The sequence below is a fragment of the Brevundimonas sp. NPDC055812 genome (assembly GCF_053616535.1).
This window is the reverse complement of the sequence record NZ_JBSHDX010000003.1, coordinates 275,656-290,974: the sequence shown is the minus strand read 5'-3', so window position 1 is coordinate 290,974 and position 15,319 is coordinate 275,656. Positions and strand designations below refer to the sequence as shown.

Annotated in this window: 12 protein-coding genes; 8 read left to right on the top strand and 4 right to left on the bottom strand. The window is 67.1% G+C overall.

What is annotated here, in order from left to right; genetic code table 11:
• The first annotated feature begins 94 nt into the window (after nucleotides 1-94).
• From ACWGL1_RS06735 to ACWGL1_RS06725, 3 genes are all read left to right on the top strand, one after another.
• The gene (locus ACWGL1_RS06735; RefSeq protein WP_452111557.1) at nucleotides 95-721 is read left to right on the top strand and encodes a M23 family metallopeptidase; all 627 of its coding nucleotides are present in this window, start codon (nucleotides 95-97) and stop codon (nucleotides 719-721) included.
• A gap of 105 nt (nucleotides 722-826) precedes the next feature.
• Nucleotides 827-1,792 carry an ABC transporter ATP-binding protein gene (locus tag ACWGL1_RS06730; protein ID WP_452111556.1) on the top strand — a complete coding sequence of 322 codons (966 nt, stop codon included), beginning with the start codon at nucleotides 827-829 and terminating at the stop codon, nucleotides 1,790-1,792.
• Entirely contained in the window at nucleotides 1,789-3,231 is a 1,443-nt protein-coding gene (locus ACWGL1_RS06725) for an ABC transporter permease (protein ID WP_452111555.1), read from the top strand. The genes ACWGL1_RS06730 and ACWGL1_RS06725 overlap by 4 nt, the downstream gene beginning before the upstream one ends.
• 131 nt (nucleotides 3,232-3,362) lie before the next feature.
• On the opposite strand, the gene rpsU is transcribed toward ACWGL1_RS06725, so the two are convergent.
• Nucleotides 3,363-3,596: a 30S ribosomal protein S21 gene (gene rpsU / locus ACWGL1_RS06720; protein WP_087139870.1), complete on the bottom strand. Its 234-nt coding sequence runs from the start codon at nucleotides 3,594-3,596 to the stop codon at nucleotides 3,363-3,365.
• Between the two features lie 190 nt (nucleotides 3,597-3,786).
• Between rpsU and ACWGL1_RS06715 the strand changes: the two genes are divergently transcribed.
• Nucleotides 3,787-4,452: a COQ9 family protein gene (locus tag ACWGL1_RS06715; RefSeq protein ID WP_452111554.1), complete on the top strand. Its 666-nt coding sequence runs from the start codon at nucleotides 3,787-3,789 to the stop codon at nucleotides 4,450-4,452.
• 22 nt (nucleotides 4,453-4,474) lie between these two features.
• Here the strand turns inward: ACWGL1_RS06715 and ACWGL1_RS06710 are convergent, their stop codons facing one another.
• Together ACWGL1_RS06710 and purE are read right to left on the bottom strand one after the other, a co-directional pair.
• Nucleotides 4,475-5,548, bottom strand: coding sequence for a 5-(carboxyamino)imidazole ribonucleotide synthase (locus ACWGL1_RS06710; protein WP_452111553.1), 1,074 nt, complete (start codon nucleotides 5,546-5,548; stop codon nucleotides 4,475-4,477).
• Nucleotides 5,548-6,054 (bottom strand): 5-(carboxyamino)imidazole ribonucleotide mutase, encoded by a 507-nt coding sequence (gene purE / locus ACWGL1_RS06705; RefSeq protein WP_452111552.1) that lies wholly within the window; start codon nucleotides 6,052-6,054, stop codon nucleotides 5,548-5,550. Before purE ends, ACWGL1_RS06710 begins: the two co-directional genes overlap by 1 nt.
• Nucleotides 6,055-6,181: 127 nt before the next feature.
• On the opposite strand from purE, the gene ACWGL1_RS06700 reads away from it, so the two are divergent.
• Nucleotides 6,182-6,784 (top strand): GGDEF domain-containing protein, encoded by a 603-nt coding sequence (locus ACWGL1_RS06700; protein WP_312220880.1) that lies wholly within the window; start codon nucleotides 6,182-6,184, stop codon nucleotides 6,782-6,784.
• 162 nt (nucleotides 6,785-6,946) lie between these two features.
• On the opposite strand, the gene ACWGL1_RS06695 is transcribed toward ACWGL1_RS06700, so the two are convergent.
• Nucleotides 6,947-8,350: an amino acid permease gene (locus tag ACWGL1_RS06695; protein WP_452111551.1), complete on the bottom strand. Its 1,404-nt coding sequence runs from the start codon at nucleotides 8,348-8,350 to the stop codon at nucleotides 6,947-6,949.
• Nucleotides 8,351-8,735: 385 nt separating this feature from the next.
• On the opposite strand from ACWGL1_RS06695, the gene ACWGL1_RS06690 reads away from it, so the two are divergent.
• From ACWGL1_RS06690 to ACWGL1_RS06680, 3 genes are all read left to right on the top strand, one after another.
• Nucleotides 8,736-10,400, top strand: a complete 1,665-nt coding sequence (locus tag ACWGL1_RS06690) for an amidohydrolase family protein (protein ID WP_343828895.1) — start codon at nucleotides 8,736-8,738, stop codon at nucleotides 10,398-10,400.
• Between the two features lie 79 nt (nucleotides 10,401-10,479).
• A complete protein-coding gene (locus ACWGL1_RS06685) occupies nucleotides 10,480-13,428 on the top strand; it encodes a TonB-dependent receptor domain-containing protein (protein ID WP_452111550.1) in 2,949 nt (982 codons plus the stop codon).
• 89 nt (nucleotides 13,429-13,517) lie between these two features.
• Complete coding sequence (locus ACWGL1_RS06680; RefSeq protein WP_452111549.1) at nucleotides 13,518-15,311, top strand: DUF885 domain-containing protein; 1,794 nt, start codon at nucleotides 13,518-13,520, stop codon at nucleotides 15,309-15,311.
• Nucleotides 15,312-15,319: the final 8 nt, after the last annotated feature.

Below are 15,319 nucleotides of genomic sequence, written 5' to 3'. Positions count from 1 at the left end.
TCGGCGAATCCTGTTTTCGCCATCTGCGTGCGTATGCGCGCCTTCCTGACGGCTCTCCCGCGCTGACGAAGCGCTCAGAATGAGTCGTTAGAGTATGCGTTTAGTTCCCCCGGCCGTGCGGCCGCATGTGATCCGCTTCGGCCAGACGGGCGCCTTGGCCGGCCTGGCGGTCCTGGCCATGGCGGCTGCGCCCGCCGGCATGATCTCGGCCGCGCCCGAAAAGGTCGCAGAGGTCTCGGTCCCCATCGCCCCGCCGGTGAAGGCGGTGGCCGAGCCCGCCGGTCCCGTCACCCGCAAGATCGTCTTCGAGGCGCCGCTGAAGGGCTATCGCATCAACTCGCCCTTCGGCCTGCGCAAGCTGGCGATCGAGGCCAAGGCGCGGGCGCACAAGGGCGTGGACATCGCCGCCCCCACCGGCACCAGCGTCTTCGCCACGACCGAGGGCAAGGTGCTGCGCGCGGGCTATCAGGCGGGCGGCTACGGCAACTTCATCGAGGTGCAGCACCCCAACGGCATGACCAGCCTGTACGGCCATCTCAGCCGCATCGACGTCCACTCGGGCAAGGCGGTGGCGGCGGGCGAGCGCATCGGTCTGGTCGGCTCGACCGGCTATTCGACCGGCCCGCACCTGCATTTCGAGGTGCGCCGCAACGGCGGCCAGGTCGACCCCGCCAAGATCGTCGGCCAGAGCTTCGACATCCGGGTGAAGGCGCTGGGCTGACGCCGCCGCCGCGACCACATGACCAATCGGTAATGTAAAAGTTGCTTTACGTGGAGCGGTCCTCGCCCTTACCTTCCAACCCTTGAATTATCGCAGGGGTAGCGGATGAGCGCGGCGCTGACGCTGGACGGAATCAGCAAGAGGTACGGCGGCTTTCAGGCCGTCTCCGACCTGAGCTTTCAGGTCGAGAAGGGCTCGATCTGCGGCTTTCTGGGGCCGAACGGGGCGGGCAAGACCTCGACCCTGCGGATGATTCTGGGCCTGCAACCGGCGACCAGCGGCCGCATCGACATCCTGGGCGCGGACGACGGGCGCAAGGTGCGCGACCGGATCGGCTTCCTGCCCGAGGAGCGCGGTCTTTATAAGAAGATGACGCCGGTGGACGCCATCGCCTTCTTCGGCGCCCTGAAGGGCCTGCCCCTGCCCGAAGGCCGCCGTCGCGGCCGTGAGATGCTGGAGCAGATGGGGCTGGGCGAAGCCAGCCGGAAGAAGATGAAGGAACTGTCCAAGGGGATGGCCCAGAAGGTCCAACTGATCGCCTCGGTGGTGCATCAGCCGGAGTTCGTCATTCTGGACGAGCCGTTCTCTGGCCTCGACCCGATGAACCAGCAGGGGCTGGAGGCCATGATCCGCGCCCTGGCCGACAACGGGGCGACGGTGCTGTTCTCAACCCACGTCATGCAGCACGCCGAGCGCCTGTGCGACAAGGTGGTGCTGTTGGCCCGCGGGCGTAAGGCGTTCGAGGGCACGGTGGATGAGGCGCGGGCGACCTCGCCGCGCTTTCTGGAGCTGGAAGGAGCGCTGGATCGGAATGCGGTCGCCGCCCTGCCGGGTGTCGGCGGCATCGAAGTTCTGGCCGAGGACGGCGCCGTCAGCACCCTGCGGGTCGGCCTGACGCCGGGGGCGGAGGCGCAATCCGCCCTGCGCGCCGCCTTCCTGGGCGGGCTGGACGTGCGGCGCTTCCAGATGAAGGAGCCGACCCTGCACGACGCCTTCATCGCCCTGACCGGCGACCACCCGGATGAGGACCAGTCCGTCGACAAGGCTGACACGATGGAGGCCGCCCGATGAGCCGGATTCTTCTGATCGCGCGACGCGAGTTCCTAGCCTACGCCAAGACGGTCGGCTTCTGGCTGTCGCTGCTGGCCTTTCCGCTGTTCGCCGTCCTGGGCGGCGCCATTCCGGTCCTGATGAAGCACGCCGAGCCGGTGCGTGAGGCGGTCATCATCGATGAAACCCCGGCCGGGTCCGGTCTGGCGGCCGCCGTGCGCCAGGCGCTGGAGACCGAGCGCGGGCGCGCCGACATCGCCGCCCTGCGCATGGCCGCCGTGCCCGAGGCCGGGACGGCGGGCGGCGACCGCGTGCGCGAGGCCGCCGAGAAGGGCGGTTTCGACGCCGGATTGGAGGCGCTGAAGAAGGAGGCGCCGCGCGCCGGGGCAAGCTTCAAGACGCCCAAGCGCGCGTTCGAACTGGTCGAGGCGCCTGCTGACCTGACGGCCGCCGCGCCGGGCGAGGCGCGCGACGCCCTGGCCCGCCGCTACGTCGACAAGGACGCGCCCGAGGGCGAGAAGCTGAACGCCGTGGTCTTCCTGACCGAGACCGAGGGCAAGCCCGGCGCCCGCGTCTGGACCGGCCGCGCCACCGACGACGTGGTCGAGGACGCCATCCGCGACGCCCTGAAGTCCGCCAACCGCAGCCGCGTCTTCGTCGCCAGCGGCATCGACCCGGCGGTGGTGTCTGAGACTGAGACGTTCCGGCCTGAGGTCTCGGTCTTCTCGCCGCGCGCGGCGTCGGGGGGCGAGGTGTCGTTCCGCGATAAGCTGCCGGTGATCGTCGGCCTGGCGGTCGGCTTCATCCTGTGGTCGCTGATCATCACCGGCGCCTCCATCCTGCTGAACAGCGTGATGGAGGAGAAGTCGAACAAGATCCTGGAGGTGCTGCTGTCCTCGGCCTCGGCGACCGAGATCCTGGCGGGCAAGGTGCTGGGCGTGGCCCTGCTGACCCTGGCCGTGCTGGGCGCCTGGGGCGGCATCGGCGCCATCGGCCTGATCGCGACGGCGCCGGACGTGGCGCGAGACATCGGCTCGGTGCTGCTGACCGACGGCCTGTTCGTCTACTTCCTGCTGTTCCTGGTCGGCGGCTATCTGATGTACGCGGTGCTGTTCGCGGCCATCGGGGCCTTCTGCGACACGCCGCGCGACGCCCAGACCCTGATGGGGCCGATCATGATGGTGCTGGTCGTGCCGATCCTGGTCATGCAGATGGCCATCCGCACCCCGGACGCCATGGTGGTGAAGGTCATCAGCCTGATCCCGCCCTTCACCCCCTTCGTCATGGCCGCCCGCGCGCCCAGCGGGCCGCCCCTGATCGAGATCATCGGCGGCCTGGTCGGGATGTTCCTGTTCGCGGCCCTGATGATCTGGGCGGCGGGCCGCGCCTTCCGCGCCGGCGCCCTGTCGGACGTGAAGCTGAGCTGGAAGAGCTTCATGGGCGCCGTGACCGGACGGTGAGGTCCAGGGGAGGGAGGTCTTGCCTCTCTCCGCTCATCCCGCGGTTGCGGGGAGCGTAGAGACAACAGACAAAGAAAAAGGCCGCCCCGGCGATCCGGGGCGGCCTTTGATCTTTCAGGCGTCAGCGGGTCTTAGCGACCGCGACCCTTCGGAGCCGGCAGCAGGCCTTCGCGCTGGGCGCGCTTGCGGGCCAGCTTGCGGGCGCGACGGACGGCTTCAGCCTTCTGGCGAGCGCGCTTTTCCGACGGCTTTTCAAAGTGCACGTGACGCTTCATTTCGCGGAAGCTGCCTTCGCGCTGCATCTTCTTCTTCAGGGCTTTCAGCGCCTGATCGACATTGTTGTCGCGGACAAAAATCTGAACCAGGGGTCTCTCTCCTTTGGCCGCCCGCCGCGTCCTTTCCAAGGGAGACGGGCAGACAAAACAAAACCACGCTCGAGAGGAGGGCCTCTCAAGTGAAGGCGCGCTGATACATGATCGGGGGGGGCATGTCCAGATCGTCGCGCCCAATCGTGATGGCTCGAAACGCCCGCCGGATGGGCGTATCGTGCCGCCCATGACCGAGACAGCCGAGACCGCTCCGAAAGGCGATTGGGCCGACCGCACAGAACAGGCCGTTCTGGATGCGGCCATTGAACGCGCGCCCGCGCTGGGCTGGAACGCGCACCTGACGCGCGCCGCGTGCGAGGCCTGCGGCCTGTCGCTGGGCGAGCAGGAACTGCTGCTGCCCAACGGCCCGCGCGATCTGGCGGTCCTGCTGTCGCGTCGTCACGACGCCCGCGCCCTGAAGGCGCTGGAGGCGACGCCCGCCGCCACGATGAAGATTCGCGAACGAATCGCCGCCGCCGTCTCGGCGCGGATGGAGGCGGGGGCGCAGGACGTCGAGGCGGCCAAGCGCTGCGCGGGCTTCCTCAGCCTGCCGACCAACGTCGACCTGGGCTTCAAGCTGGCGTGGGAGACGGCGGACCATCTGTGGCGCTGGGCCGGCGACACGGCGACGGACCAGAATCACTACTCCAAGCGGGCGATTCTCGGCGGCATCCTGATTCCCGCCCTGACCATGCGCTGGTTCGACGGGCGCGAGGCGGCGGAGGGCTTCGTCGCCCGCCGCATCGAAAACGTCATGGCCTTCGAGAAGTGGAAGGCGGGCAAGGATTTCGACGCGCCGATCAATGCGATCACCGACGTGTTGGGGCGGCTGCGCTACGGCGCGAAGGCCTGACCCTCTCCCATCGGAAGAAGGATCAGAGAATGCGGTTGATGTGCGCCATCTTCCGCCCCGGCCGGGCGTCGTGCTTGCCATAGAGGTGCAGGCGGGCGTTGGGCTCGGCGGCCAGCGTCCGCCACTGCTCGACCTCATCGCCCAGCAGATTGGTCATCTCGATGCGGGCGTGGGCGTTGCTCGGGCCCAGCGGCCAGCCGACGACAGCCCGGATGTGCTGCTCGAACTGGTCGCAGACGCAGCCGTCCTGGGTCCAGTGGCCGGTGTTGTGGACGCGCGGGGCAACCTCGTTCACCAGCAGTTCGCCGTCGCCCATGTCGAACAGTTCGATGCCCATGACGCCGATGTAGTCGAGGCCGTCCAGCACCGCAGCGGCGATCGCTTCGGCGCGTCCTTGCGTGGCCGGATCGACGGCGGCGGGGGCGGTGGTGGTCTTCAGCACCCCGTTCTGGTGGACGTTCTCGCCCAGAGGATAGACGGCGACGGCGCCGTCGCGACCGCGCGCGGCGATGACCGACAATTCGCGCTGGAAGACGGCGGCGGCTTCCAGCACGGCGGGGCGGCGGCCGATGGCGTCGAAGGCGGCTTCGGCGTCGGCGGCGTCGCGGATCCAGACCTGGCCCTTGCCGTCATAGCCCTCGCGCCGGGTCTTCAGCAGGGCGGGCAGACCTAAGCGTTCGATGGCGGCGGTCAGGTCGTCCAGCGTGGTCACGGCGGCGAAGGCCACGGTCGGGGCGCCGACGGCGTTGAGATAGGTCTTCTCGTCCACCCGGTCCTGGGCCACGGCCAGAGCCGTCGGTCCCGGCGCGACCAGGGCGCCCGCTTCGGCCAGGGTCTCGACCGAGGCGGCGGGAACGTTCTCGAATTCGAAGGTGACGACGTCGCACAGGCGGCCCAGCGCCTGCAGCGCGTCGGGGTCGTCATAGGGGGCGGTGATCTGGGCGCGCGAGACGCGGGCGGCCGGGCTGTCGGGCTGGGGGTCGAGAATCACCACGTCGAAGCCGAGACGCGAGGCAGCCTGACTCAGCATCCGTCCCAACTGGCCCCCGCCGAGAATGCCGAGGGTCGAACCGGGAGGCAGGGGAAGATCGGGCATCAGTCCTCGACGCTTTCGGCGACGGATTCGGTCTGGGCGGTGCGGAAGGCCGACAGGCGCTCGGCGATAGCAGGGTCGGACAGGGCCAGAATCTGCGCCGCCAGAATTCCGGCGTTGGCGGCGCCCGCCTCGCCGATGGCCAGTGTGGCGACCGGCACGCCGCCGGGCATCTGGACGATGGACAGCAGGGAATCGAGGCCCTTCAGCGCCTTGGACTGGACCGGCACGCCCAGCACCGGCAGATCGGTCATGGAGGCGGCCATGCCGGGCAGGTGGGCCGCGCCGCCGGCGCCGGCGATAATGACCTTGAAGCCGTTCGCCTTGGCCGTGGTGGAGAAGTCATAGAGGCGCTGGGGCGTGCGGTGCGCGCTGACGACCTTGGCCTCCCAGGCGACGCCCAACTGGTCCAGGCGGTCGGCGGCCAGCTTCATCGTGGGCCAGTCTGAGCGGCTGCCCATGATGATGGCGACCGGAGTCGTTGAAACGGGCGGCGTGGAGGCGGTCATGCGCAAAGGCTCCCCAAGCGGAAAGCGGCCCGTTACAGCACCCGCGTTGCGCCCGCAACCGAGGACGCTAGACTCAGCTGCGTCGCGGGGGCTTGAGTCGGCCGGAAATGCGACGCCGGAGCCCGCCTTGAACCACCTGGCCGAACAGACGACCGCTGCGGGCGCCGATGCGGAATCGCAGGCCGAGATCGCGCGCCTGCGCGCCGAGGTGGCGGCCCTGACCGAACGGGCGGAGCGGGCCGAGGCCTTGGCGGACCACGACGTGTTGACGCCGGCGCTGAACCGGCGGGGCTTCATGGCGGTTCTGGCGCGCAACCTGGCCTATTGCCGACGCCACGGAGTCGAGGCGGCGTTGCTGTATCTCGACCTGGACGGGTTCAAGGGGGTCAACGACGACTTGGGCCATGCGGCGGGGGACGCCGCCCTGATCGCCGTGGCCGAGCTGCTGCTGGCGAACGTGCGCGAATCCGACGCCGTGGGCCGGATGGGCGGCGACGAGTTCACCGTGGTGCTGATGAACGCAGGGGCTGAGGAAGGTCGCGAGAAGGCGCGACGGCTGAGCGAGGCGCTGAACAGCGACGGCTTTGTCTGGGAAGGCGAGCGTCTGCCCCTGGGCGGCTCGTTCGGCGTGCGCGCCTTCGCCGGACAGGCGGACGCCGAGGTCTGGCTGTCCGAGGCGGACGCGGCCATGTGGCTGCGGAAGAAGGCGCGGCCGGAAGCGACCCGATGACGAATTGAAAAGGGCGCCGAAGTCAGCCTCGGCGCCCTTTCTTCCTTAGACCATTGTTCTGGGTTCAGTCGGGATCGACTGAACCCAGAACAATGGTCCAGAATTATCTGGGGCGAATATCTGAGTTGAGTTGGACATGGGTCCAACTCAACCGATTTCGCTCTAGCCGTTCAGCAGGCTGTTGCGTCGGCTGTAGAGCAGGTAGACGACCACCCCGATCACATTCCAGATGACGAAGTTGATCTGGGTCGAAGCGGGCAGGCTGAAGAACAGATAGACGCAGCCGGCGATGGCCACCGGCCCGACCAGCCACCAGACCGGGGCGCGGAAGACGCGCGGACGACCAGGTTCGCGACGGCGCAGCACGATCAGGCACAGACCCACCGAGGCGAAGGCGACCAGGGTCCCCGCATTGGCCAGGGCGGCCAGATCGCCCAGGGGGATGAAGCCGGCGATGATCGCCATCAGCACGGCGGTGCCGGCGGTGACGCGGACCGGCCCGCCCGAGCGCTTGGAGACATGGGCCAGGCTGCGGGGCAGCAGGCCGTCGCGGGCCATGACGAAGAAGATGCGGCTCTGGCCGAACATGAAGGCCAGGATGACGGTGGGCAGGGCGACGACCGCCGCGCCCGCGATCAGGGTGGCCCACAGGTCCGAGCCGACCGTGCGCGCGATGTGCGACAGGGGTTCGGGCGACTTCATGAACTCGGTGAAGGGCATGGCGCCCAGGGCGGCGATGGCCACGGCCATGTAGATGACGACGCAGGCCACCATCGAACCGATGATGCCGATGGTCAGGTCGCGGGCGGGATTGCGGGTTTCTTCCGCCGCCGTGGCCACGGCGTCGAAGCCGTAGAAGGCGAAGAAGATGATGGCCGCCGCCGCCATGACGCCCATCTGGCCCCCGACCCCGTGCGAGAAGCCGTAGGGCATGAAGGGCTTGAGGTTGTCCGGGTTGAAGTGGGGCAGGGCGATCGCCACGAAGGCGATCAGGGCCGCGATCTTGACCACCACCAGCACGGCGTTGATCGAGGCGCTCTCACGCGTGCCGGCGACCAGCAGGCCCGCCACGGCGGCGACGATGATCACGGCGGGCAGGTTGACGATGCCGCCCTGCGACGGCGCCGAGGTCAGCACGGCGGGCAGGCCCATGCCGATCCCCTCCATCATGCCGGAGAAGTAGCCCGCCCAGCCCACGGCCACTGCGGAGCAGACCACGGTGTATTCCAGGATCAGGCTCCACCCGACCATCCAGGCCGCTCCCTCGCCCAGGGTGGTGTAGGAATAGGTGTAGGCCGAACCCGATTCCGGGATCATGGTCGCCAGCTCGGCGTAGGCCAGGGCGGCGCAGACGCAGACGACGCCCGCGATGACGAAGGCCAGCATGACCGCCGGCCCCGCCCGTTCGGCCCCGACGCCGATCAGGGTGTAGATGCCGGTCCCCACGATGGCGCCGACGCCCAAGGCCACCAGGTGGGGCCAGGACAGGGTCGGCTTGAGCCCGTGGGCTTTGGGCGCTGCGCCCCCCAGCGCAGGCAGAGCCTTGCGGCGTGTCATGAAACTCATGCGTCTCCCCCGGACGATCCTTGGCGGCGATTGTAAAAATATTCGGAATAACGGCGTTTTTCCGTAGCATTATTGGCGATAACCTGGGGGCGCCAAGCTATGCCGCAGCAGAAAAAACGACCCTGAAAGGCCGCTTTATATCCTGATCATTGGATCATAAATTCAGATTTACCGCAGAAACAACGCCTCTATCCCGCATTGCGCCTGAAATTGCGCATTTCGAAGATGGCTCAGTTTTTCGAAGCTCTTGTGAATTTTATTTCGTCATAACTGCAATATCCGAAGCTCATGCTTCCCTCGGAATGGTAGCGATTCAAGGAGCCGGCCAAGCGCCGGACAGACGCTGGCAGGGGCTGTGGCCCCCGATCTTGGGAGGGATTGCGGCTTGCGGACCACGACAGGGGCGAAGGCTGTCTTCAAGAGGGCGGGGGCTGTCTGCGCGGCTGCGCTGCTGCTGGCGGGTGCGCCGGGCGCGGTGCTGGCCCAGACCCAAACCCAGGCGGCGCCGGCGCGCGCGACGCTTAATCCGGCCCCGCCGCGGCGCGCCGACGAGGGCTTCGGTCCCTATCCGCTGATGGTGGTGCGCGGCGCCATGCTGATCGACGGCACGGGCGCGCCGCCGATGGGGCCGGTCGATATCGTCATCGAGAACGACAAAATCACCGACATCATCCAAGCGGGCTGGCCGGGCCTGCCGGAGCGCGAGGGGCGACCGCCGCTGAACGCGGCGCACGAGATCGACGCGCGCGGCATGTATGTCATGCCGGGCTTCGTCGACGCCCACGCCCATGGCGGTAGCCCGCAGAAGGCGCCGGACCTGGAGTATGTCTACAAGCTGTGGCTGGCCCACGGGGTGACGACGGTGCGCGGCGTCAGCCTGGCGCCGCAGGACATCGCCGTATCGGAAAAGACCCGCTCGGCGCGCGGCGAGATCGTCGCGCCGCGCATCTTCAACTATCAGACCCTGGGTTCGGGCTGGTCGCGCGGCCGCATCCGCAATGAGCAGATGGCGCGCGAATGGGTGCGCTGGGGCGCGGCCAACGGCATCGACGGGATCAAATTCTTCCTGCGCGGCGATGAAACGCCCGAGGTGGTCCTGGCCGCCATCGACGAGGCCAAGAAGAACGGCATGGGCACGGTGGCCCACATCGCCCAGCCGGGCGTGGCCCAGTTGAACGCGCGCGATCTGGCCGAGGCGGGCCTCGGCACGGTGACCCACTTCTACGGCCACTTCGAAGCCCTGCTGGGCGGTCGCAGCATCCAGAACTATCCGACCGACTACAACTTCTACGATGAGCAGATGCGCTTCGGCGAGGCTGCGGAAATCTGGAAGGAGGTCGAGCCCGGCACGCCGCAGTGGTTCGAATACCTGGAGGAGCAGAAGGCGACCGGCGTCGTCTTCGACCCGACGATGACCATCTATGCGGCGTCGCGCGACCTGATGCGGGCGCGCAATGCGCCGTGGCATCAGATCTACACCCTGCCGACGCTGGCGGACTATTTCCAGTCCACGCGCGATAACCACGGCAGCTACTTCTTCGACTGGACGACCTCGAACGAGGTGGCGTGGCGCCGCTTCTATGAGCGGTTCATGCGTCTGGTGAACGACTACAAGAAGATCGGCGGCCGGGTGACGGTGGGGTCGGATTCCGGCTTCATCTGGAAGCTCTACGGCTTCGGCTACATTGAAGAGCTGGAGCTGCTGCAGGAGGCGGGCTTCAACCCGCTGGAGATCGTGCGCGCCGCGACGATGGACGGAGCGACGACCCTGACCGAGCCGACGGGCAAGGCGCCGACCTTCGGCGTCGTGCGGCCCGGCATGAGCGCGGATCTGGTCATCACGACCGAGAATCCGCTGGCCAACTTCAAGACCCTTTACGGCACCGGACATGAGCGCCTGAGCCCCGAAAACCGCATCGAGACGGTGGGCGGGGTGCGTTGGACGGTGGCGCGCGGGGTCGCCTACGACGCTCCGGCCCTGCTGGCCGACGTCCGGGCCATGGTCGATCGGCAGAAAGCCGAACGGGGAGAGGCGTCCGCCGGGCGCTGATCCAAAAAAGAGCGACGCAGGCGACGCCGAAATGGGGACGGCGCGCCTGGGTTCAGATCAAAAAACGAGGGGTGATCCAATGAGACTGTCTGCGTATCTGAAGACCGGGACGATAATCGCCGGTCTGGCCGTCACGGCCGCCGCCGCCGCCCAGCCTGCCTGGGCTCAATCCGAAGCGCCGGCCGCCGAGCCGGAAGCCAGCGCCGTCGCCGATATCGTGGTGACCGGCTCGCGTATCCGGCGTCCGAACGTCGAGGCCGCGACCCCGGTCAACGTCGTCGACGCCCAGGAAATCGAGAACACCGGCGTCACCAACCTGATCGACGCCATGACGCGCCAGCCGCAGGTCGGCCTCGGCTCCTCGGCCTCCAGCACGACCAACTCGGTGTCGGGCCAGGGCCTGGCCACCCTGAACCTGCGTAACCTGGGGGCGAGCCGCACCCTGGTTCTGGTCAACGGCCGCCGCCACGTCGCCGGTTCGGCGGGCACCAGCGCGGTGGACGTCAACTCCATCTCGAAGACCACGATCGCACGCATCGACACGGTGACGGGCGGCTCCTCGGCCGTCTATGGCGCCGACGCCGTGGCCGGGGTGGTCAACTTCATCACCAAGCAGGACTTCGACGGCGTCGCCTTCCAGTCGCAGTATGGTTCGGCCGACGGCCCGAACACCTACTACGGCTCGGTCGCGGTGGGGCGGAACTTCAACGATGACCGGACCAACATCATGGGCGCCCTGACCTATGACAAGTCCGAGGGCCTGTTCCGCCACGAGCGCGACTACGCCATGAGCGCCCTGGCTGAAATCCCGAACCCGGACAAGAAGAGCCCGGACGACGGCCTGCCGTCCTTCATCCAGGCGCGGGACGTCTACACCAACACCCAGAACGACTTCTTCACCCCGGTGATCGTCACGCCGATCGGCTCCAATCAGGCCTTCGCCCTGACCTTCACGCCGGACGGCAAGCTGGTTCCGTTCGACCGCGGCCAGATCCTGTACGACGGCGCCGGCCGCGAGCAGAAACTGTCGATCGGCGGCGACGGCTTCAAGCTGCGCGACGACATGCTGCGCACGCCGGTCGAGCGTTTCGGCGGCGAACTGCAGCTGCGCCACCAGTTCCAGCCCTCGGTCGACTTCATCAGCGAACTGAACCTGTTCGCCGAAGCCAAGTATTTCCACATGGAGGCCAGCAGCCAGGCGCGGAACGGCACCTTCGCCGACAGCTCGCCGGGCATGTCGACAGGCAACGCCTATCGCATCCAGGCGGACAACGCCTTCCTGCCTGATGAACTGAAAACGATGCTGGCGCAGGCCAATATGACGTTCTTCGACATCAGCCGCATCGACACCGACTTCGGCATCCGCACCACGGAAAGCGTCTACGACACCACGCGGTTCGTGACCGGCGTGGACGGCGCCTTCAGCAACGGCTGGCGGTTCGAGGCCTACGTCAACTACGGTCAGACGGAGTCGGAGTTCACCAACTTCGACCGCCTGCAGAAGGAGTTCTACGAGTCGATCGACGCCGTCAGCGAGAACGGGCAGATCGTTTGCCGCAGCGTGGATGCGAGGGCGCGGGGCTGTCAGCCGCTGAACCTGTTCGGGGCCTATGTCGGCTCTCAGGAAGCGATCGACTATTCCTACATCTACACGCTCCGCAAAGACCGCATCCGCCAGTGGAATGCGGTGGCCAGCGTCAACGGCGAGCTGTTCTCCTATCCCTCGCTGTTCAGCGGAACCAGCCTGCCGGTCGCCTTCGCGGCGGGCGTGGAGTGGCGCAAGGAAGCCAGCCGCGCGGTCCCGGACATCCGCTCGCAGCAGGGGCTGATCTTCCAGAACAAACAGGCCCGGACCGAGGGCGCCTATGAGTCCAAGGAAGTCTTCGGCGAGGTCAATCTGCCGCTGCTGGCCGATGTGCCGTTCATCCAATACCTGGATCTGACGGCGGCCTATCGCTACCAGGACTACACCACCACGGGCGGCGACAGCAGCTACGGCCTGGGCATGGAGTGGACGGTCGACCGCAACATCCGGTTCCGCGCCAACTACGCCAAGGCTGTGCGGGCGCCGAACATCAGCGAATTGTTCGACGGCGGCGGCGAAGGCTACAATCTGTTCGATGACCCTTGCGACGCGACGCGCCTGAACATCGGGAACTTCCCTGACAACCGCAAGGCGAACTGCGCAGCCCTGGGCCTCGATCCGGGCTTCACCCAATCGATCGCGACCAAGCCCGCCATCAGCAAGGGCAACCCCGACCTGCGTCCGGAAGAGGGGGAAACCCTGACCCTGGGCGTCGTCCTGACGCCGTCCTTCCTGCCGGGCCTGGCGGTCACCGTCGATCACTACGACATCAAGATCAGCGACGTGATCGCCTCGCTGGGGGCGCGCACCATCATCAACAACTGCGTCGACAGCCCGACCCTGGACAACCAGTTCTGTCCCAATGTCACGCGCGGCCCCGACGGCAACATCGCCAGCGTGGTGAACCAGGTCATGAACGTCGCCGAGTACACCAACTCGGGCTGGGACGTGACCGCGTCCTACCGCACGGATCTGGCGAAGCTGGGTCTGCCGGACTACGGCTCGCTGTCGCTCAGCGCGGCCGCCGGCTTCCTGGACGAGCTGACCTATGACCCGGTTCCGGGCGACGCCAGCGTGCGCGACGAGCAAGCGGGCGAGGCGCCCAATCCCAAGCGCCGGATCAACTTCCGCGTGTCCTGGGACTATGACCGTCTGTCGCTCTCCTACGCCAATCAGTATCTGAGCAGCGTGCTGCGGAGCAACCAGGACAAGGTGGGCGCGTATGAAGTGTGGAAGGCCCCGTCGTGGCTGACGCACGACATCCGGGCTGAATACCGCTTCGACCGCTACTCGGTCTTCGCCGGTGTGAACAACTTCACCAATGAAGCGCCGCCGCAGACGGCGTTCACCTGGACCGGGACGGGTCTGTACAATGGCTTCAACGCCAGCATTTACAACAACCTGGGTCGTTACGTTTACGTTGGCGTGAACGCCCGATTCTGATCCAGAGTAGTGAAGCCGCCCGGTGACGGGCGGCTTCTTGCCTTATCGGACGCCGCCCGGCGTCCCTGTGTTTTTCGGGGGGAAAGACGATGAAGTCTCTCACTGCTTTCGGGGCCCTGGCGGTCGCTGTCGGAATTCTGGCCGTAGGGGGCGTAGCCGCTCCACAACAGGCCCGGGCCGCTTCGGCTTCGGCCGCCGCCGCGCCCTCGGCCCTGGACGCCCAGTTCGAGGCCATCGCCGACGAGGAGTGGGCCTGGCGTCAGAAAGAGATTCCGTCGCGGGCGTCCAAACCCAGCACCCTGCCGGACGTCAGCGCCGCCACCCAGCAGCGTCGTCTGGAATACTGGACGGCCGTGCAGCGCCGTCTCGAGGCCATCTCGCCCGAGCAGTTGTCGCCGAACCAGCGCACCAACTACGCCGTCTACAAGCATCAGATCGACAACTTCGTCGATGACGGCCGTCACCGGCTTTATGAGATGCCGTTCAACTCGGACAGCTCGTTCTGGTCGTCGCTGACGGGGATGGGCAATGCGACCTTCACCTCGGTCGAGGACTATGAGCGCTATCTGTCCCAGATGCGGGACACGCCGCGCTATTTCGATCAACAGATCACCAATATGCGCGCCGGCCTGGCGCGCGGCTTCACCCAGCCGAAGGCCTCTCTGGTGGGCCGCGACGTGTCGATCCTGGCGGTCACGGAACCGACGGACGTCACGCAGAATCCTTTCTACAAGCCCTTCCTGACCATGCCCGCGACCATGGCCGAGGCGGACAAGGCGCGTTTGCGCGCCGCTGCTGTCCAGGTGATCCAGCAGCAGGTCGTGCCGGCGCACCGCACCCTGCTGAGCTTCATTCGAGACGAATATGTGCCGGGCGCGCGCGACACCCTGGGCGCCAACCGTCTGCCGGATGGGGATGACTTCTATCAGACGCAGATTCGCCAATACACCAGCGTCAACCTGACGCCGGATCAGATCCATCAGATCGGCCTGGCCGAGGTCGCTCGCATCCGGGCCGAGATGGAGACGGTGATGCGCAGCACCGGCTGGACCGGCAGCTTCGCCGACTTCATCACCTTTCTGAAGACCGACCCGCAGTTCCATTATGACAAGCCGGAGCACCTGCTGTGGCACGGCGCCTGGGTCATCAAGAAGGTCGACGGCAAGATCGGCCAGTATTTCAACCTGAAGCCGCGCGACACCTTCAGCCTGATCCCGGTGCCGGACGCCATCGCGCCCTATTACACGGCCGGTCGGGGCGGCAACGGCGTCTGCCTGCTGAACACCTATGACCTGCCGTCGCGACCGCGCTACAACATCCCGGCGCTGACGGTGCACGAGTGCAACCCCGGCCACGCCTGGCAGGGCAATCTGCGCCGCGAGCATGAGCCCATGCCCGACTATCGCGCCCAGACCTACATCTCGGCCTTCGGCGAGGGCTGGGCCCTCTATACCGAGAAGCTGGCGGTCGAGATGGGCATCTATGAAGACGCCTATGAGGACTTCGGCCGCCTGACCTATGAGATGTGGCGCGCGGCGCGTCTGGTCATCGACACCGGCGTCCACTCCAAGGGCTGGACCCGCGAACAGGCGGTGGCCTTCCTGAGCGAGAACACCGCCCTGTCCGACCATGAGGTCGGCACCGAGATCGACCGCTACATCACCTGGCCGGGTCAGGCTCTGTCCTACAAGCTGGGCGAGATCGAGATCGTGCGCCTGCGCCGTCTGGCCGAGGCGGAACTGGGGGCCGACTTCGACATCCGCGCCTTCCACGACCATCTGTTGGCCATCGGCGTCGCCACCATCCCGGCCATGACCGCCGAGATGGAGGCCTTCATCGCCCAGAGCAAGCAGGCTGCGGCGGCGGCCCGTTCGGGACAATAATCGAGACC

Excerpts from the sequence above, each read along its gene's own strand:
- purE (WP_452111552.1), bottom strand. The coding sequence starts at position 6,054 with ATGACCGCCTCCACGCCGCCCGTTTCAACGACTCCGGTCGCCATCATC.
- ACWGL1_RS06680 (WP_452111549.1), top strand. The coding sequence starts at position 13,518 with ATGAAGTCTCTCACTGCTTTCGGGGCCCTGGCGGTCGCTGTCGGAATT.
- ACWGL1_RS06735 (WP_452111557.1), top strand. The coding sequence starts at position 95 with ATGCGTTTAGTTCCCCCGGCCGTGCGGCCGCATGTGATCCGCTTCGGC.
- ACWGL1_RS06710 (WP_452111553.1), bottom strand. The coding sequence starts at position 5,548 with ATGCCCGATCTTCCCCTGCCTCCCGGTTCGACCCTCGGCATTCTCGGC.
- ACWGL1_RS06715 (WP_452111554.1), top strand. The coding sequence starts at position 3,787 with ATGACCGAGACAGCCGAGACCGCTCCGAAAGGCGATTGGGCCGACCGC.
- ACWGL1_RS06685 (WP_452111550.1), top strand. The coding sequence starts at position 10,480 with ATGAGACTGTCTGCGTATCTGAAGACCGGGACGATAATCGCCGGTCTG.
- ACWGL1_RS06730 (WP_452111556.1), top strand. The coding sequence starts at position 827 with ATGAGCGCGGCGCTGACGCTGGACGGAATCAGCAAGAGGTACGGCGGC.
- ACWGL1_RS06725 (WP_452111555.1), top strand. The coding sequence starts at position 1,789 with ATGAGCCGGATTCTTCTGATCGCGCGACGCGAGTTCCTAGCCTACGCC.
- ACWGL1_RS06695 (WP_452111551.1), bottom strand. The coding sequence starts at position 8,350 with ATGAGTTTCATGACACGCCGCAAGGCTCTGCCTGCGCTGGGGGGCGCA.